Origin of the sequence: Serratia nematodiphila DZ0503SBS1 (assembly GCF_000738675.1) — a bacterium.
In the GTDB taxonomy this organism is placed as follows: Bacteria; Pseudomonadota; Gammaproteobacteria; order Enterobacterales; family Enterobacteriaceae; genus Serratia; species Serratia nematodiphila.
Map to the genome: position 1 here is coordinate 2,412,700 of NZ_JPUX01000001.1, position 16,987 is coordinate 2,429,686.

Below are 16,987 nucleotides of genomic sequence, written 5' to 3' on the forward strand. Positions count from 1 at the left end.
ATCCTTTACATCGCTAACTGCATGATTTATTGCTATCCGTTGGGCTGTTTTTTCACCACTGGGGATAGCGCAATGAAAAGAAAAGCAATAACGATCGGGCTGCTGGCGTTGGCGATTGCCGGCGGCGCGCGAGCCAATACGCTGGTCTACTGTTCTGAAGGCTCGCCGGAAGGTTTCAACCCGCAGCTGTTCACCTCCGGCACCACGGTGGATGCCAGTTCGGCGGCGATCTACAACCGGCTGGTGGATTTCAAACCCGGTACCGTCGAGCTGCAACCCAGCCTGGCGGAAAGCTGGGAGGTCAGCGAAGACGGCAAGCGCTATACCTTCCACCTGCGCAAGGGCGTGGCATTCCAGAGCAATAAATATTTTACCCCCACCCGCGATTTCAACGCCGATGACGTCATCTTCTCGTTTATGCGCCAGAAGGACGCCAACAACCCGTATCACAAGGTCTCCAACGGCGCCTACACCAACTTCGAGTCGATGGAGTTCGGCACGCTGATTGACCGGATCGTCAAGGTGGATGACCACACCGTGCGCTTTGAGCTCTCCCGCGCCGAGGCGCCGTTCGTCGCCGATCTGGGCATGTATTTTGCCACCATTTTATCGGCGGAATATGCCGACGTGATGCTGAAGGCCGGCACGCCGCAGCGGGTGGACAACGATCCGATCGGCACCGGGCCGTTCCAGCTGGTGCAGTACCAGAAGGACGCAAAAATCCTCTACAAGGCGTTCGACCGCTACTGGGAAGGCAAACCGAAGATCGATCGGCTGGTGTTCTCGATCACGCCGGATGCGACGGTGCGTTACGCCAAACTGCAAAAGAACGAGTGCCAGGTAATGCCGTTCCCCAACCCGGCGGATCTGGCGCGCATGCGGCAGGACGGCAACCTGCAGGTGATGGAAAAATCCGGCCTGAATATCGGCTTCCTGGCGTTCAACACCCAGAAGAAGCCGTTGGATAACGTCAAGGTGCGCCAGGCGTTGGCGCTGGCTGTCAACAAGCCGGCGATCATCGACGCGGTGTTCCACGGCGCCGGTCAGCCGGCCAAGAATCTGCTGCCGCCGACCCAATGGGGCAGCAACGCGCAGCTTGAAGATTATCCGTATTCGCCGGAGCGGGCGAAGCAGCTGCTGCAGGAGGCCGGGCTGGGGCAGGGGTTCGATATCGATCTTTGGGCGATGCCGGTGCAGCGGCCCTATAACCCCAACGCCAAGCGCATGGCGGAGATGATCCAGGCCGACTGGGCCAAGATCGGCGTGCGCGCCAAAATCGTCACCTTCGAGTGGGGCGAGTATTTGCAGCGGATTAAAAACGGCGAGCACCAGACCGCGCTGATGGGCTGGACCACCGCCAACGGCGATCCGGACAACTTCTTCGGCCCGCTTTTCACCTGCGCTTCGCTCGGCGGCTCCAACTCGGCGAAATGGTGCTACAAACCGTTCGACCAGCTGATCCTGCAGGCGCGCGAGGAGAACGATCACGCCAAACGGGTGGCGATGTATCAGCAGGCGCAGGTGATGATGCACGATCAGATGCCGGCGCTGATGATCGCGCACTCGACCATCTTCGAACCGGTGCGCAAGGAAGTGAAAGGCTACGAGATAGACCCATTCGGCAAACACATCTTCAAACAGGTGTCGCTGGAGAAGTAACCAAGAGGCCGGGTTAACCCGGCCTTTTTCATGCCTGCGGCGCGTCGCAGTGGTAGCGGCCGCGCGGGATCACCAGCGGCGTGTGGGACAGCGGATCGTCGATGATCATGCACGGCATGCCGAACACCCGCTCCACCAGTTCGGCGGTGATGATCTCCGCCGGTTTCCCTTCCGCCACGATCTTGCCGTCGCGCATGGCGATGATGTGGTCGGCATAGCGGCAGGCGTGGTTGAGATCGTGCAGCACCGCGATCAGGGTTTGACCGCGCTCGCGGTTGAGCTGGCGGAACAGATCCAGCAGTTCGATCTGGTGCGCGATGTCCAGATAGGTGGTCGGCTCATCCAGCAGCAGCAGCGGGGTTTGCTGCGCCAGCGCCATCGCCACCCAGACGCGCTGACGCTGCCCGCCGGACAGCTCGTCGACGCTGCGATCCGCCAACTGGCTGACGTTGGTGGCCGCCATGGCGGCTTCCACCGCCTGTTTGTCGGCCTGCGTCCACTGTTTCAGCAGGCTTTGGTGCGGATAGCGGCCGCGCGACACCAGGTCCGCCACGGTGATGCTGTCCGGCGCGATCGAAGTTTGCGGCAGCAGCCCAAGCTCGCGCGCCAGCGCCTTGGTGGCGAAGCTGCTGATGTTCTTGCCGTCCAGCATCACCTCGCCGGCGCTGGGTTTCAGCAGGCGGCACAGGGCGCGCAACAGCGTCGATTTGCCGCAGGCGTTCGGCCCGACGATCACCGTGAAGGCGCCGTCGGGGATCGCCACGCTCAGATCGTCAGCGATGATTTTATTGTCGTAGCCCAGCTTCAGGTGCGAGGCGTGCAGGCGGTGGCTCATGGCATTATCACTCTTCATTATCTGCGGGCCTCTCGGATGAGCAGCCAAATCAGGTACAGGCCGCCGATGCAGACGGTCACAACCCCGACCGGCAGTTGGATCGGTGCGAAAAGATGTTGGGACACCACGTCGGCGCCGAGCAGCAACGCCGCGCCCATCAGCGCCGAGGAGGTCAGGGTGACCGAGGATTGGCCGGCGAGGCGACGGGCGATCTGCGGCGCCGCCAGCGCGATAAAGGAAATCGGCCCGGCGGTGGCGGTGACGGCGGCGGTGAGGGTGACGCCGAACAGCATCAGCCACAGCCGGCTGCCTTCGGCGTTAACGCCCAGCGCGCGCGCCGTGTCATCGCCCATTTCCAGCAGCTGCAGCCGTTTGCCCATCAGCAGCGCGGCCGCGGCCGCCAGCACGATGAACGCCGTGGCGGGCTGGGCTTTTTGCCAGGTCATGCCGTTGAGCGAACCGGCCTGCCACATGGCGGCGTCCATGGCGCGCTCGAGCGAGGCGGTGATGATCAGCCAGGTATTGGTGGAGACCAGCACCGCGCTGATGGCGATGCCGACGATGATCAACCGGAAGCCGGCGATGCCTTGCCGCCAGGCCAGCAGATAGATGGCCAGCGCGGCGAGAATGCCGCCGGCCAGCGCGCCGCCGGCGATGTAATAGTAGCCGCCGTTGAACAGGGTGATGGCGATCAGCGCGCCGGTGTAAGCCCCCATATTAAAGCCGATCACGTCCGGGCTGCCGAGCGGGTTGCGGATAATTGACTGGAAAATGGCGCCGCTCATGCCGAGCGCGGCGCCTAACAACAGCGCCATGGCGATGCGCGGCAAGCGCCATTGGGTGACCACGGTCACCAGGTTTTTCGGCGCCTCGCCGGTCAGCGCGGCAAAAACCTGCTCCAGCGAAAGTTGCAGCGTGCCGTAGCACAGGGCGGCGACGGCCATCGCCAGACACAGCGCCAACAGTGAAAGGTTGACCAGCAGCAGGCGCAGCGGCAGGCGCCCGTTGATGACGCCGTCCGGGCGGCCGATATGCAGCGTATGCGGCAGACTCATCACAGACCCCCCAGCGTTTTCTTGCGGCGCACCAGCCAGATCAGCACCGGCGCGCCGATGAAGGCCGCCACGATGGAAACCCGCAGCTCACCGGCCGCCAGCAAGCGGCCGACCACGTCGGCGCACAGCAGTAAAATCGGCGCCAGCAGCATGGAGTAGGGCAGGATCCAGCGCTGGTCGGGGCCGACCCACCAACGGGCGATATGCGGCACCATCAGGCCGATGAAACTGATTGGGCCGACGGTGGCGGTTGCCGCGCCGCACAGCAGCGTGATGGCGATCACCGCGATCACCTGAGTCAGCACCACGCGCGCGCCGAGTGCGATAGCCAGATCTTCCCCCATACCGATGGTATTCAGCGGCCGGGCGATGAGCAGCGTCAGCAGGCAGCCGAGCAAAATGGCGGGGGCGGTGACCGGCAGCGTGGACAGCGTGCGGATATCCAGCGTGCCGGCCTGCCAGAAGCGCAGTTGGTCGAAGGTTTGCGGATCGATCAGCGACAGCCCGGTGGTGATGCCGAGCAGCACCGCGCCGATAGCCACGCCGGCCAGCGTCAGCCGCACCGGGTTGATGCGCCCGCCCGCCAGCGTGCCGATCAGGTAGACCAGCAGGGTGGTGAGGGCTGCGCCAGCAAAGGCGTAGGCCATGTAGCTTTCGGTGGTGGCGGCGCCGAAAAACATGATGCCGATGACCACGGCGAAGCTGGCGCCGGCGTTGATGCCGAGCACGCCGGGATCGGCCAGCGGGTTGCGCGTCAGCGCCTGAATCAGCGCGCCGGCGGCGCCGAGCGCCATGCCGGCCAGGATGCCCGCCAGCGTACGGGGCACCCGGGCATTGAGAATGATGGTGCTGTCGGAACCGCTCGCGGCGCCCTGCAGGCTGAGCCAGACGGTATGGAAGGGGATGGCTTTGGAACCCAGCATCAGGCTGGCCATGATGCACAGCAGCAACAGCGCCAAACCGATACCGAACCCGGCGATGCGTTTGAAGCCACTGGCGTAAGCTGTGTGCGGTGCGGACGAAAGCGTCCGCTCAGTCGGAGTGGGTACGTTCACACCGGTAACTCCTGTATGATTTTTATTCTCATTGTTATTTGCGTTCATGCGGGGGGCAATAGTAGCACGAGTTTACGCCCGCATGCACCCGCAGGTTGGTGGCAAAGGTGCGTTGACGATGTTAATAACTATTGATATTTCAATTGATTGAATGTGAACGTTCGCCCCGCTTGCTGCAAGTGTCGGCAGGGGGCTGACCTGCCGACGGCGTGATTCAGGGCTTTTTGAACAACCGTTCGATTTGATTCAGCATGTTGGTGGCGCTGTAGTAATCGAGGCGGAAGGTGTCGTTGCCGACGGCGTAGACGTGCCGCTGTTCCACCGGCTCCAGATGTTTGAGGAACGGGTTGGTCAGCACCTCTTGCACTTTGCGCTCATTGGTGGCGAACAGGATCAGGGTTTTGCCATTCAGGCCTTCGGCCATTTTTTCGCCGGAGATCTGGATGATGTCATGGCGTTTACCCATGCTGGTGTTGCCTTTGGCGCTTTCCGGCGGGGTGGCCAGCTGGAAGCCGAGCTGGGTCAGCAGTTTGCCCTGGGCGGAACCCGGCGTCCACAGCATGGCCTCGCGGCCGTTGTCGGCATACACCAACGGAGTGGTGGGCTGCGGCGGCAGCGCGATCGCCTGTTTCACTTGCTCCACGCGCTGCTCGAAACGATCTTCCGCCTGCTTGGCGCCGGCTTCATGACCGGTGATCTCACCGAGCTCGCTGGCCAGCTGTTGCCAGCTTTTGTCGCCATAGTCGAGCACCAGAGTCGGCGCTATGGCGGACAGCTGGTCATACAGTTTCAACGCCGAATCACCGCCGGTCGCGGCGACGACGATCAAATCCGGCGCGGCGGCGGCGACGGCTTCGGCATTGGGCTCCACCTGGTACAGCCGCTCGACGTGGCGCTGTTTGGCCACCTCGCTCCACTGGGTAAAGAAACCTTGTTTATCGGCCACCAGGGGATTTGGGCTGGTGGCGGCGCTGGCGACCACGGGGGCGTCGATAGCCAACAGCGTGCCGGTGATGGTGACGCTGGTGGACACGATGCGCTGCGGCGGTTTTTCCAGCGTGAATTTCCCTTTGACGCTGTCGATGGTGCGCGGCCAACTGCCGTCGGCAGCGGGGGCGGACGGTTTCTGTCCGTCGCTCTTGTCGTCCGGGCCGCAGCCGCTGAGCAACAGGCTGGAAGTGGCGATAAATGCAATGAACAGCTGGCGTAAGGATAGGGTCATGAGCGGGCTCTTTCTTTCCTTGAACTAAGGCGTATCAATCCGGCGGCGGATTGGCTGCGTGGTGGATGCCGGCTAATTTACCATTCAAGTCGCCAAAATGATAACCATTCGTATCTCAGCGCGTGGTGAATAAAAGGGAGGAGAACGGCAGAAACGAAAAAAGCGCCAAAAGGCGCTTTTTTCTGAATTGGTGGGTCGTGCAGGATTGATTCGGCCTGTGGCCTCACCCTGCGGGCAACGCTGCGCGCTGTCGTATCGCTGCGCGATGCTCGAACCTCTACGGTTCTTCATCCTGCACGACTAGGTAAACTATGCCTGCGAGAAGATGAAGTCGGGAGCAGGTGGCGCAGAAACGAAAAAAGCGCCAAAAGGCGCTTTTTTCTGAATTGGTGGGTCGTGCAGGATTCGAACCTGCGACCAATTGATTAAAAGTCAACTGCTCTACCAACTGAGCTAACGACCCGCAGAAGTGGTGGGTGATGACGGGCTCGAACCGCCGACCCCCTCCGTGTAAAGGAGATGCTCTACCAACTGAGCTAATCACCCACTTCAGGACTTCCAGGTTACTGCTAAACGAGAGAATGATGGTGGGTGATGACGGGCTCGAACCGCCGACCCCCTCCGTGTAAAGGAGATGCTCTACCAACTGAGCTAATCACCCTCATTCGTTCTCATTTTTTCTCAACAAGATGGTGGGCGATGACGGGCTCGAACCGCCGACCCCCTCCGTGTAAAGGAGATGCTCTACCAACTGAGCTAATCGCCCCGTCTTGTTGGAGTCGCATTATAGGGATAGTTCAAAGTGAGTCAACGGTTTTTAAAATGATTTCAATCGTTCGCCGCAAATTTAGGCAGGGCGCGATAATAATCGCCAGCAGCGCCGATTCTTTGCGCGATGCTATGCGAAACTCGCCGCAAAACGCGCGAAATCGACTGGTGCAATATCGTGTCGGCGTTGAGGAATTAGCGCGTGGTGATACAATGTCGTCCACTCTTTTTTCAATTCCGAGCAATCGTCGGCAACCGCCGACACGCGTTGCGTAATAAGGCAGTGAACCCAATGAAAATCAAAACCCGTTTTGCACCGAGCCCGACCGGCTATCTTCACGTCGGCGGCGCGCGTACCGCACTTTATTCCTGGTTGTTCAGCCGCCATGCGGGCGGTGAGTTCGTTCTGCGTATCGAAGATACCGATCTGGAACGTTCTACCCAGGACGCGATCGACGCAATTATGGATGGCATGAACTGGTTGAACCTGGATTGGGATGAAGGCCCGTATTTCCAGACCAAGCGTTTCGATCGCTACAACGCGGTCATCGATGAGATGCTGGAGCAGGGCACGGCCTATAAATGCTATTGCTCCAGGGAACGTCTGGAAGCGCTGCGCGAGAAGCAGATGGAAAATGGCGAAAAGCCGCGTTACGACGGCCACTGCCGCGACAGCCAGTGCAGCCACACCGACGACGAACCGCACGTGGTGCGCTTCCGCAACCCGCAGGAAGGGTCGGTGATCTTCGACGATAAAATTCGCGGCCCGATCGAATTCAGCAACCAGGAGCTGGACGATCTGATCATCCGCCGCACCGACGGTTCGCCAACCTATAACTTCTGTGTCGTCGTCGATGACTGGGACATGGAAATCACCCATGTGATCCGCGGTGAAGACCACATCAACAACACCCCGCGCCAGATCAACATTCTCAAAGCGCTGGGCGCGCCGGTGCCGGAATACGCGCACGTGTCGATGATCCTCGGCGACGACGGTAAAAAGCTGTCCAAACGTCACGGCGCCGTGGGCGTGATGCAGTACCGCGACGACGGCTATCTGCCGCAGGCGCTGCTGAACTACCTCGTGCGTCTGGGCTGGTCCCACGGCGATCAGGAGATCTTCTCCATCGACGAGATGAAAGAGTTCTTCACGCTGGAAGCGATCAACAAATCCGCCAGCGCCTTCAACACCGAGAAGCTGCAATGGCTGAACCACCACTACATCAACCATATGCCGGCGGAAGAAGTGGCGGTGCATCTGGCGTGGCACGTTGAGCAACTGGGTCTTGAAACCCGCAACGGTCCGGAACTGAAGGACATCGTCAAGCTGCTGGGCGAGCGTTGCAAGACGCTGAAGGAAATGGCGGAGTCTTGCCGTTACTTCTACGAAGACTTCAGCGAGTTCGACGCCGACGCCGCCAAGAAACACCTGCGCCCGGTTGCACGTCAGCCGCTGGAAGCGGTGCGCGCCAAGCTGGCCGCCATCACCGTCTGGACGCCGGAAAATGTGCATGATGCCATTCAGGGGACGGCGGACGAGCTGGGCGTCGGCATGGGCAAGGTTGGCATGCCGCTGCGCGTGGCGGTGACCGGCGCCGGTCAGTCGCCGGGCATGGACGTGACCGTGCATGCGATCGGCCAGAAGCGTTCGCTGCAGCGCATCGATATGGCGCTGGCTTATATCGCCGAGCGTGAAGCGCAGGCCTGATTAGGCTGATACGCTGTCCATAAAGAAAAAGCCCCGAGGAGCAATCTCGGGGCTTTTTTCATGGCGGTTGTCAGGCGTGTTCGCTGGCCGGCAAACCGGGGCGATAGGCGAGGAAATACATCAGCCCGACAAAGCCGGCGCCGCCCAGCGCATTGCCGAGAAATACCGCGACGAAATTAGGCAGGTACTGTTCCCAGCCCATGCCGCCGGCGAAGATGGCCGCCGGAATGATGAACATGTTCGCCACCACGTGTTGGAAGCCGATGGCGACAAAAGCCATGACCGGGAACCACATGCCGATCACTTTGCCCGGCACATCTTTGCTGGCGAAGGCTAACCACACCGCCAGGCATACCAGCCAGTTGCAGCCGACGCCGGAGATGAAGGCGTGCAGGAAGTCCGCATCCACTTTGGCCTGCGCGATCGCCAGCGTCTTATGTAAAAACGCGCCTTCGGTCAGGCCCAGCAGGTGGCCGAAGAAGTAGGCGACGGCCACGCTGCCGGCGAAGTTGGCCAGGGTGACCCAAAACCAGTTGCGCAGCACGGCGATGGCGGGAATTTCACGGGCGAACCAGGCCATTGGCAAGGTCATCATGTTGCCGGTCAGCAGTTCGCCGCCGGCCAGAATGGTCAGGATCAGGCCGATCGGGAACACCGCTGCGCCCAACAGCGCGCCGAAAGAGCCCCATTCGGCCGGCAGGATACCGATGACGTGAATATCCAGCAGGAAGCCGGTGGCGATAAAGGCGCCGGCGAGAAAGCCCAGAATCAGCAGATTAGCGAGCGGGGCGCGGCTTTTGTTTACCCCGGCCTGAACGGCGAGGGCGGCGATTTCTTTTGGTGAATGCAAAGACATGACGGACTCGGTTTATAGTAATGAAGTTTATGGCGCGGGCAGTCTATGCCGCTCGGGAGTCCGACTCAAGCGCATTTCGCTAACATTCCGTTAATTAAAAATCAACGTGATATGCAGGGTCTTTCGCCATTTTGAGATGTAGCGCGCAAAATGGATGAACTCTGCGCAAAGTGATGATTTTTTGGCGCCAAAGATGCTGATTTGGCGGCTTTTTCAACGCTTGATTCAGTAATTCAATTTAGCCGTTGACAGCTTTGAGCGGGTTTCATATTATGCGCCCCGTTCACAGCACAAAGTGATTGTGGAACGGGGCTATAGCTCAGCTGGGAGAGCGCTTGCATGGCATGCAAGAGGTCGACGGTTCGATCCCGTCTAGCTCCACCAACCTTTCTTCTCAGAAAGGTTGGGGATACCGTAACGCCGGTCAAAGCGTACCACTTTTGTGGGGCTATAGCTCAGCTGGGAGAGCGCTTGCATGGCATGCAAGAGGTCGACGGTTCGATCCCGTCTAGCTCCACCACCATTTAAAAAGCCGACCTTAGGGTCGGCTTTTTGCTTTGTGTCATTTAACCTTCGCCGAATGCCGGCCAATAAAAAAGGCGCCCGCAGGCGCCTTGTTATCGCAGTTGGTTCGAGGCTTAGCCCAGCACCAGACCCGCGATGGAAGCGGACAGGATGCTGACCAGCGTAGAGCCGTACACCAGCTTCAGGCCAAAGCGTGACACCACGTTGCCCTGGTGTTCGTTCAGGCCCTTGATCGCACCGGCCACGATGCCGATGGAAGAGAAGTTGGCGAAGGACACCAGGAACACCGACAGGATCCCCAGGCTGCGCGGCGACAGCTCGGCAGAGACTTTCTGCAGTTCCATCATGGCCACGAATTCGTTGGAAACCAGCTTGGTGGCCATGATGCTGCCAACCTGCAGGGCTTCGTGCTTAGGAATGCCCATGATCCAGGCGAACGGATAGAAGAAGTAACCGAGGATTTCCTGGAAGCTCAGGCCGAAAATGGCGCTGAACACACCGTTGAGCGCGGCGATCAGGGCGATGAAGCCAATCAGCATCGCGGCGACGATAATCGCTACTTTGAAGCCCGCCAGGATGTACTCCCCCAGCATTTCAAAGAAGCTCTGGCCTTCGTGCAGGTTGCCGAGGTGCAGCTCTTCTTCTTTATTGGTGTCGTACGGGTTCACCAGCGACAGCACGATAAAGGTGCTGAACATGTTCAATACCAGCGCCGCCACCACGAATTTGGCGTCTAGCATGGTCATATAGGCGCCGACGATGGACATGGAAACCGTAGACATCGCGGTCGCCGCCATGGTGTACATGCGCTTTTCCGACATCTTGCCCAAGATATCCTTGTAGGCGATGAAGTTTTCGGATTGGCCCAGGATCAGCGAGCTGACGGCGTTGAACGACTCCAGCTTGCCCATGCCGTTCACTTTCGACAGCACGGTGCCGATAATGCGGATGATGAACGGCAGCACCTTGATGTACTGCAGAATACCGATCAGCGCCGAAATGAAGACGATCGGGCACAGCACCTTCAGGAAGAAGAACGCCAGGCCTTTGTCGCCCATGCCGCCGAACACGAAATCAGTCCCTTGTCCCGCAAACCCGAGCAGTTTGTCAAACAGCGCGGCGAATCCTTTTACGAAGCCCAAACCCGCTTCCGAATGCAGGAAAAAGTAGGCCAGCAGTACTTCGATAACCAGTAGTTGAATAACATAGCGAATGCGGATGCTTTTACGATCGCGGCACACCAACAGGGCCAGGATCGCTACCACCACTATCGCCAACGCAAAGTGCGCAATATGGGACATGTTTGCTCCAAATTTGAGGCAGGCTGAATTTCGGCTGTCATTTTATGTAACGCTACGTTTAAAAACGAGACTTCTATTGCAAATATGGAAAATCATAGTGGGAGTTCTCCTAAAGTGTTGCGCAAAAGCATAAAAAATCAAGATGTTAAAGCAGTAATAGGAAATTCGTATTCTTGTGCTAACCTGTCTTTCAGGGGTATTGCAGCCAAAATCCCATCAGAAAAGCACGGAAATCGGCAAGCTCCGCGCTGAACCCTTCGATAAAACCGTTAATGTTGGCTATTACAGAGATAAGTTTTACCGCTCTAAATGCGCTTGATAATTATTATCATTTATATAGAGTGGAGATAAACGTAATTTCAGTAAGGGTTCAACATATGCTGAACAGTCGCGTGGTTGAAACCACCTCCGGTCGCTCCGCCAGAAAAATCAAACTCTCGCTCATGGGGCCCGCCTTTATCGCCGCTATCGGCTATATCGATCCCGGCAACTTCGCCACCAACATCCAGGCTGGCGCCTCATTCGGCTACAGCCTGCTGTGGGTGGTGGTTTGGGCCAACGTGATGGCGATGCTGATCCAGCTGTTGTCCGCCAAGCTGGGCATCGCCACCGGGAAAAATCTGGCCGAGCATATTCGCGATCGCTTTCCGCGGCCGGCGGTGTGGGCCTATTGGGTACAGGCGGAGATCATCGCCATGGCGACCGATCTGGCTGAGTTTATCGGCGCGGCGATCGGCTTCAAGCTGCTGCTCGGTGTCTCTCTGTTGCAGGGCGCAGTGCTGACCGGCATCGCCACCTTTTTAATTCTGATGCTGCAAAAACGCGGGCAAAAGCCGCTGGAGCTGGTGATCGGTGGGCTGTTGTTGTTCGTCGCCGCCGCTTACATCGTCGAGCTGGCGTTCTCCCAGCCGCAGTTGGCACCGCTGCTGAAGGGGATGGCGCTGCCCGATTTGCCTAACGGCGATGCGGTATTCCTGGCTGCCGGGGTATTGGGCGCCACCATCATGCCGCACGTGATCTATCTGCATTCGTCGCTCACCCAAATCGGCGGCGAGCACGACAAGGCGGAACGCTATGCCGCCACCAAAGTCGACGTCGCCGTGGCTATGACCATCGCCGGTTTCGTTAATCTGGCGATGATGGCCACCGCCGCCGCCGCGTTTCATTTCAGCGGCCACAGCGGCATCGCCGATCTCGACGTGGCTTACCTGACGCTGCAACCGCTGCTCGGGCACGCCGCCGCCACCGTGTTCGGCCTGAGCCTGGTGGCCGCCGGCCTCTCTTCTACCGTGGTGGGCACGCTGGCGGGGCAGGTGGTGATGCAGGGGTTCGTGCGTTTCCATATTCCGTTGTGGCTGCGGCGCGCGGTGACCATGCTGCCGTCGTTTATCGTCATCATGTTGGGGATGGATGCGACGCGCATTCTGGTGCTGAGCCAGGTGCTGCTCAGCTTCGGCATTGCGCTGGCGCTGGTGCCGCTGCTGGCTTTCACCGGCAATCGGGCGCTGATGGGGGAAATGGTCAACGGCCCGCTGGTGCAAAATCTGGGCAAGCTGATCGTACTGGTGGTGGTGGGATTGAACGGCTACCTGTTGATCGGCAGCGTGCTGTAAGCGAAAACAGTGCGGGCCGGCGCAACGCCGGCCCGTCGTCGTTAATCGCGGTCGTCATCGCCGTGGCGGCGCCAGCGATCGCGGTCATGATCGTGATGGTGCTTTTTCTCTTTCTTCCAGTGGTGCTTATCGTAGTGTTTGTCGTATTTACGATAGCGTCCTTCATGATAGTAATAGTGTTTACGCCAGTAGTCGCCATCGCGCCAGCGATAACCGTCCCAGTAGTAACCGCGACGGCTGCGGTCGCCGAGATAACGGCCCTGATGGCCTTGCCACCAGTCGCGATCCCGCCAATCGTAACCATCCCAATAGCGGCCGCGGTTATCCTGATCGCCGATGCGCAATGAAACGCCCGGCATCAGATCGATGCTGATCCCTTCGGCATGCGCCTGCTGTGCGGCGGGCAGTACCGTCGCCGCCAAAATGGCGGCCAAGAGCAGAGGTTTAAACATGGCTTCTCCTTCCCGCTTGCGCGGCCTGGCCGTTTGTCACTTTACGAAGCGCGTTCATCAGTTTAAAAGCGGCCTTATCGTTATTTTTGCTGCAATATCGGCATCATAGCGCCGGCGTATAGGGTTGAATCTGAGAGCCACTCTGAAAATGATGCAGGAAGTTAAGATTTGAGATTTTTCTGGAGTATCGCCGCTCGATTGAACGGCGGAATTTGTAAGCGATTACAATAAGATGTTCTCGATCTGCGCGAGCTCTTCTTCACTGAAGTGACGATTGGCCAGCATGCCCACCGCGTCTTCTATCTGCGCATTCTTGCTGGCGCCGATCAGCACTGAGGTCACGCGATCGCCGCGCAGCACCCAGGCCAGCGCCATCTGCGACAGCTTCTGCCCGCGTTGCCGCGCCAGCGCATCGAGGCGGCGCACCTTGTCCAGTCGCTCGGCGGTCAACTGCTCCGGCTGCAGGAAGCGGCTGCCGCTGGCGGCGCGGGAATCTTGCGGGATGCCGTGCAGGTAGCGATCGGTCAGCAGGCCGCCCGCCAGCGGCGAGAAGGCGATAGATCCGACGCCATGTTCTTCCAGCGTATCCAGCAACGCCGTCTCCGGCCCGCGTTCCAACATCGAATACTTCGGCTGGTGGATCACGCACGGCGTGCCGAGCCGCTGCAGAATGGCGAAGGCCTGTCGCGCGCGCTCGGCCGGGTAGTTGGACAGGCCGACATACAGCGCTTTGCCCTGGCGCACCAGCAGATCCAGCGCCGCCATGGTTTCTTCCAGCGGCGTGTCCGGATCCGGCCGATGATGATAAAAGATATCCACATACTCCAACCCCATGCGCTTCAGGCTCTGATCGAGGCTGGCGACCAGGTACTTTTTCGAGCCCCAATCACCGTAGGGGCCGGGCCACATGGTGTAACCGGCTTTGGATGAGACGATCAGCTCATCGCGCCAGGCCCGCAGATCGGCGTTGAGAATGCGGCCAAAGTTCTCCTCGGCGGCGCCGGGCGGCGGGCCGTAGTTGTTGGCCAGATCGAAATGGGTAATGCCGCGATCGAAGGCGCAGCGGATCAGGCCGCGGGCGTTATCGTACAAAGTGGCGTCGCCGAAGTTGTGCCACAGGCCGAGTGAGACGGCGGGCAGCTTCAGCCCGCTGCGGCCGCAGCGCCGGTATTCCATATCTTGATAACGCGAGGGGGAGGCTGGGTAAGACATAGTTATCCTTATCGGCGAGAGGTGAAGTGCTTTGAGTGTATACGTTTCCACACCGCGTTGCCGCGGGAGCGATCACGGCGCCGGCATGTAACGCCAGGTTGCCGTTCGATGCGGGAGCGTTTGTTCGAAATTTGAACGGCATCTTCGATAATTAAGATAATCGCTTCAGCTGCAGACAGGTGATGATCATGACTCAGACCTATACGGTGGCCGATTATCTGCTCGATCGTCTGGCCCAAATCGGCATCCGTCATTTCTTCGGCGTGCCGGGGGATTACAACCTGCAATTTCTCGATCACGTCCTCGCGCATCCGCAAATCACCTGGGTAGGCTGCGCCAACGAGTTGAACGCCGCCTATGCGGCTGACGGCTATGCGCGCTGCAAACCGGCGGCCGCGCTGCTCACCACCTTCGGCGTGGGGGAGCTGAGCGCGTTGAACGGGGTGGCCGGCAGCTACGCCGAATACCTGCCGGTGATCCACGTGGTTGGCACGCCGGCGCAGCGCGCCCAGCGCGCCGGTGATTTGCTACACCATTCGCTGGGGGATGGCGACTTCACTCATTTCGCCCGGATCGCCAAAGAGGTGACCGTCGCGCAGGCCGACCTGACCGCCGACAACGCCGCGCTGGAGATAGACCGCCTGATCGGCGCCGCCTTGCTGGAGCATCGCCCGGTTTACCTGATGTTGCCCAGCGACGTCGCGCAGGCGCCGCTGCCGAGTAAACCGGCGCCGCTGATGCTGCGCCAGGCCAAACTGTCGCAGAGCGCATTGCAGGCGTTTATCGCCGCAGCGCGCGAAAAGCTGCTGTCGGCACGGCGGGTGTCGTTGCTGGCGGACTTCCTGGCCGATCGCTTCGGCGCCGAAGCGGCGCTGGACGAGTGGCTGCAGGAGGTCGATATGCCGCACGCGACGCTGTTGCTCGGCAAGGGGCTGCTGGACGAGAACCGCGCCGGTTTCGTTGGTACCTACTGCGGCGGCGCCAGCGATCCGGCGGTGAAACAATTGATCGAAAACGCTGATGTGGTGATCAACGTCGGCGTACGCTTGACCGACACCATTACCGCGGGATTCACGCATCATCTGCCGGTGGAAAAATGCATCGATATTCAACCGTTCGAAGCCTGGGTCGGGCGGCAGCGCTTTAGCCGCATTCCGATGCGCGAGGCGGTGCAGGCATTGCACCGCCTGGGCCTGTCGCTGGCGTCGCGTTGGCCGTTGCCGCCGATCGTCCGCCCGGCGCTGCCGGAAGGCGATGGGGAAGGGCTGGATCAGCACGCCTTCTGGCGGCAAGTACAGGATTTCCTGCGGCCGGGGGATATCGTGCTGGCCGATCAGGGCACCGCCTGTTTCGGCGCGGCGGCGCTGACGTTGCCGCGTGGCTGCCGCCTGATCGTGCAGTCGCTCTGGGGATCGATCGGCTATACCCTGCCGGCGACGTTCGGCGTGCAGACCGCCGAACCGCAGCGCCGGGCAGTATTGCTGATCGGCGACGGCGCCGCGCAGTTAACCGTGCAGGAACTGGGATCGATGCTGCGCGACGGGCTTAAACCGGTGATCTTCGTGTTGAACAATCAGGGGTATACCGTTGAGCGCGCGATCCACGGGCCTGAGCAACGTTATAACGACATCGCGCGCTGGAACTGGACGCAGTTGCCGATGGCGTTGGCCGGTGATCGGCCGGTGAAGGCGTTGCGGGTCAGCGATCCGGACGGATTGCGTCAGGCGCTGCGCGAGGTAGCGGACGACGAGCGGCTGGCCTTCATCGAAGTGATGCTGCCGAAGATGGATATTCCCGAACTGCTTGAGACGATCTCGCGCGTCATTCAGTCGCGCAACGCTGCCGCCTGAGCCGCGTCGTCTTCCAGCAATCGCTCCAGCATCCAGTACCCCGCCGGGCCCGGCGGGGTCAGTTTGGACCATACCGCATCCACCGAAATCAGTTTGGGCCAGCCGCGCGGGCGCAGCTGGGTGAGCCTGCCGTGGCCGTATTGTTGCACCAGCCAGTGCGGCAGCACCGCCCAACCGAATCCCTGTTCCGCCATCTCCAGCAACAGCAGATAGCTGGGCGCCGACCAGACCAGCCCGCCTTGTCTGGCCGCTTCGGCGCCGGTGTAAGTATTCAGGATCAGCTGACGGGTGCTGGATAACTGCTCCGGAGTCGGCGCGGCGACCTGCGCCAGCGGATGCCCATGCGCGACGAACAGCCCCATTTCGGTCTGTTCAGGCAGCCGGGAGAAGGCGATATCCGGCGGATAGGTTTTTTGCACTTCCACCATGCCCAAATGCGCGCGGCCGCTTTGCAGCAGATCGATAACGTCGCCTTCCTCGGCGATCATCCATTCCAGTTCAATCTCTGGGTAACGTTGTTCAAACCGTTGCATCAGGCTGTCGTGATGCTTCGGCTGGTAGGTATCGGAAAACACCATGCTCAGGCGCGGTTCGACATTGCCCGCCAGCTGAATGCTCAGCGCGTCGAGCCGCTCGCTGGCGGCGAGGATCTCCTGCACGTGCCCCAGCACCTTGCGGCCGGCGGCGGTGAGCACCGGTTGGCGCGCGCTGCGATCGAACAGCGTCAAGGCCAGGTCTGCTTCCAGATTGGCGATGGCGGTGCTGACGGTGGATTGGCTTTTGCGCAGCTTGCGCGCGGCGGCGGAAAATGAGCCGAGTGCGGCGGCTTCCACGAATGCCTGTAACGCTTCCGGTGAATAGTGCATATATCTACTT

Annotated in this window: 13 protein-coding genes, 6 tRNA genes and 1 other RNA gene; 6 read left to right on the forward strand and 14 right to left on the reverse strand. The window is 60.1% G+C overall.

Annotated elements, in window-relative coordinates:
- The first annotated feature begins 72 nt into the window (after nt 1-72).
- On the forward strand, nt 73-1,659 hold the full coding sequence (locus JL05_RS11115) for an ABC transporter substrate-binding protein (protein ID WP_033632441.1): 1,587 nt from the start codon (nt 73-75) through the stop codon (nt 1,657-1,659).
- A 28-nt stretch (nt 1,660-1,687) separates the two neighbouring features.
- On the opposite strand, the gene JL05_RS11120 is transcribed toward JL05_RS11115, so the two are convergent.
- The 9 genes from JL05_RS11120 to JL05_RS11155 all read right to left on the reverse strand — a co-directional run bounded on the left by JL05_RS11120 (nt 1,688) and on the right by JL05_RS11155 (nt 6,592).
- Nucleotides 1,688-2,494 carry an ABC transporter ATP-binding protein gene (locus JL05_RS11120; protein WP_004936408.1) on the reverse strand — a complete coding sequence of 269 codons (807 nt, stop codon included), beginning with the start codon at nt 2,492-2,494 and terminating at the stop codon, nt 1,688-1,690.
- A gap of 17 nt (nt 2,495-2,511) precedes the next feature.
- Nucleotides 2,512-3,549, reverse strand: a complete 1,038-nt coding sequence (gene fepG / locus JL05_RS11125; RefSeq protein WP_004936405.1) for an iron-enterobactin ABC transporter permease — start codon at nt 3,547-3,549, stop codon at nt 2,512-2,514.
- Nucleotides 3,549-4,604, reverse strand: a complete 1,056-nt coding sequence (fepD, locus tag JL05_RS11130; RefSeq protein WP_033632442.1) for a Fe(3+)-siderophore ABC transporter permease — start codon at nt 4,602-4,604, stop codon at nt 3,549-3,551. Before fepD ends, fepG begins: the two co-directional genes overlap by 1 nt.
- A 214-nt stretch (nt 4,605-4,818) precedes the next feature.
- Complete coding sequence (fepB, locus tag JL05_RS11135; RefSeq protein ID WP_004936399.1) at nt 4,819-5,826, reverse strand: Fe2+-enterobactin ABC transporter substrate-binding protein; 1,008 nt, start codon at nt 5,824-5,826, stop codon at nt 4,819-4,821.
- 188 nt (nt 5,827-6,014) lie between these two features.
- Nucleotides 6,015-6,138: non-coding RNA, RtT sRNA (locus JL05_RS24440), on the reverse strand.
- 75 nt (nt 6,139-6,213) lie between these two features.
- A tRNA-Lys gene (locus JL05_RS11140) sits at nt 6,214-6,289 on the reverse strand.
- Between the two features lie 7 nt (nt 6,290-6,296).
- A tRNA-Val gene (locus JL05_RS11145) sits at nt 6,297-6,372 on the reverse strand.
- 39 nt (nt 6,373-6,411) lie between these two features.
- A tRNA-Val gene (locus JL05_RS11150) sits at nt 6,412-6,487 on the reverse strand.
- A gap of 29 nt (nt 6,488-6,516) precedes the next feature.
- Nucleotides 6,517-6,592, reverse strand: a tRNA-Val gene (locus JL05_RS11155).
- 294 nt (nt 6,593-6,886) lie between these two features.
- On the opposite strand from JL05_RS11155, the gene gltX reads away from it, so the two are divergent.
- Nucleotides 6,887-8,302 carry a glutamate--tRNA ligase gene (gltX, locus tag JL05_RS11160; RefSeq protein ID WP_033632443.1) on the forward strand — a complete coding sequence of 472 codons (1,416 nt, stop codon included), beginning with the start codon at nt 6,887-6,889 and terminating at the stop codon, nt 8,300-8,302.
- A gap of 70 nt (nt 8,303-8,372) precedes the next feature.
- Here the strand turns inward: gltX and JL05_RS11165 are convergent, their stop codons facing one another.
- Complete coding sequence (locus JL05_RS11165; RefSeq protein WP_033632444.1) at nt 8,373-9,158, reverse strand: formate/nitrite transporter family protein; 786 nt, start codon at nt 9,156-9,158, stop codon at nt 8,373-8,375.
- A 308-nt stretch (nt 9,159-9,466) separates the two neighbouring features.
- Between JL05_RS11165 and JL05_RS11170 the strand changes: the two genes are divergently transcribed.
- Together JL05_RS11170 and JL05_RS11175 are read left to right on the forward strand one after the other, a co-directional pair.
- A tRNA-Ala gene (locus JL05_RS11170) sits at nt 9,467-9,542 on the forward strand.
- A 60-nt stretch (nt 9,543-9,602) separates the two neighbouring features.
- Nucleotides 9,603-9,678, forward strand: a tRNA-Ala gene (locus tag JL05_RS11175).
- Between the two features lie 118 nt (nt 9,679-9,796).
- Here JL05_RS11175 and JL05_RS11180 read toward each other — a convergent pair.
- A complete protein-coding gene (locus JL05_RS11180) occupies nt 9,797-10,984 on the reverse strand; it encodes a NupC/NupG family nucleoside CNT transporter (RefSeq protein WP_004936373.1) in 1,188 nt (395 codons plus the stop codon).
- Nucleotides 10,985-11,361: 377 nt separating this feature from the next.
- On the opposite strand from JL05_RS11180, the gene JL05_RS11185 reads away from it, so the two are divergent.
- The gene (locus tag JL05_RS11185) at nt 11,362-12,597 is read left to right on the forward strand and encodes an Nramp family divalent metal transporter (RefSeq protein WP_004936371.1); all 1,236 of its coding nucleotides are present in this window, start codon (nt 11,362-11,364) and stop codon (nt 12,595-12,597) included.
- Between the two features lie 41 nt (nt 12,598-12,638).
- Here JL05_RS11185 and JL05_RS11190 read toward each other — a convergent pair whose 3' ends face one another.
- Both JL05_RS11190 and mgrA read right to left on the reverse strand, forming a co-directional pair.
- Nucleotides 12,639-13,049 carry a DUF2502 domain-containing protein gene (locus JL05_RS11190; protein WP_004936369.1) on the reverse strand — a complete coding sequence of 137 codons (411 nt, stop codon included), beginning with the start codon at nt 13,047-13,049 and terminating at the stop codon, nt 12,639-12,641.
- Between the two features lie 222 nt (nt 13,050-13,271).
- Entirely contained in the window at nt 13,272-14,261 is a 990-nt protein-coding gene (gene mgrA / locus JL05_RS11195; protein WP_021505609.1) for an L-glyceraldehyde 3-phosphate reductase, read from the reverse strand.
- Between the two features lie 188 nt (nt 14,262-14,449).
- Here mgrA and JL05_RS11200 point away from each other — a divergent pair, with 188 nt between their 5' ends.
- Nucleotides 14,450-16,111, forward strand: a complete 1,662-nt coding sequence (locus JL05_RS11200; RefSeq protein ID WP_033633614.1) for an alpha-keto acid decarboxylase family protein — start codon at nt 14,450-14,452, stop codon at nt 16,109-16,111.
- Here the strand turns inward: JL05_RS11200 and JL05_RS11205 are convergent.
- Nucleotides 16,087-16,977: a LysR family transcriptional regulator gene (locus JL05_RS11205; RefSeq protein ID WP_033632445.1), complete on the reverse strand. Its 891-nt coding sequence runs from the start codon at nt 16,975-16,977 to the stop codon at nt 16,087-16,089. The two genes, JL05_RS11200 and JL05_RS11205, sit on opposite strands and share 25 nt — an antisense overlap.
- Between the last annotated feature and the right edge of the window lie 10 nt (nt 16,978-16,987).

Coding starts and splice junctions, on each gene's coding strand:
- JL05_RS11115 (WP_033632441.1), top strand. CDS start 73: ATGAAAAGAAAAGCAATAACGATCGGGCTGCTGGCGTTGGCGATTGCC.
- JL05_RS11120 (WP_004936408.1), bottom strand. CDS start 2,494: ATGAGCCACCGCCTGCACGCCTCGCACCTGAAGCTGGGCTACGACAAT.
- fepG (WP_004936405.1), bottom strand. CDS start 3,549: ATGAGTCTGCCGCATACGCTGCATATCGGCCGCCCGGACGGCGTCATC.
- fepB (WP_004936399.1), bottom strand. CDS start 5,826: ATGACCCTATCCTTACGCCAGCTGTTCATTGCATTTATCGCCACTTCC.
- gltX (WP_033632443.1), top strand. CDS start 6,887: ATGAAAATCAAAACCCGTTTTGCACCGAGCCCGACCGGCTATCTTCAC.
- JL05_RS11165 (WP_033632444.1), bottom strand. CDS start 9,158: ATGTCTTTGCATTCACCAAAAGAAATCGCCGCCCTCGCCGTTCAGGCC.
- JL05_RS11180 (WP_004936373.1), bottom strand. CDS start 10,984: ATGTCCCATATTGCGCACTTTGCGTTGGCGATAGTGGTGGTAGCGATC.
- JL05_RS11185 (WP_004936371.1), top strand. CDS start 11,362: ATGCTGAACAGTCGCGTGGTTGAAACCACCTCCGGTCGCTCCGCCAGA.
- JL05_RS11190 (WP_004936369.1), bottom strand. CDS start 13,049: ATGTTTAAACCTCTGCTCTTGGCCGCCATTTTGGCGGCGACGGTACTG.
- mgrA (WP_021505609.1), bottom strand. CDS start 14,261: ATGTCTTACCCAGCCTCCCCCTCGCGTTATCAAGATATGGAATACCGG.
- JL05_RS11200 (WP_033633614.1), top strand. CDS start 14,450: ATGACTCAGACCTATACGGTGGCCGATTATCTGCTCGATCGTCTGGCC.
- JL05_RS11205 (WP_033632445.1), bottom strand. CDS start 16,977: ATGCACTATTCACCGGAAGCGTTACAGGCATTCGTGGAAGCCGCCGCA.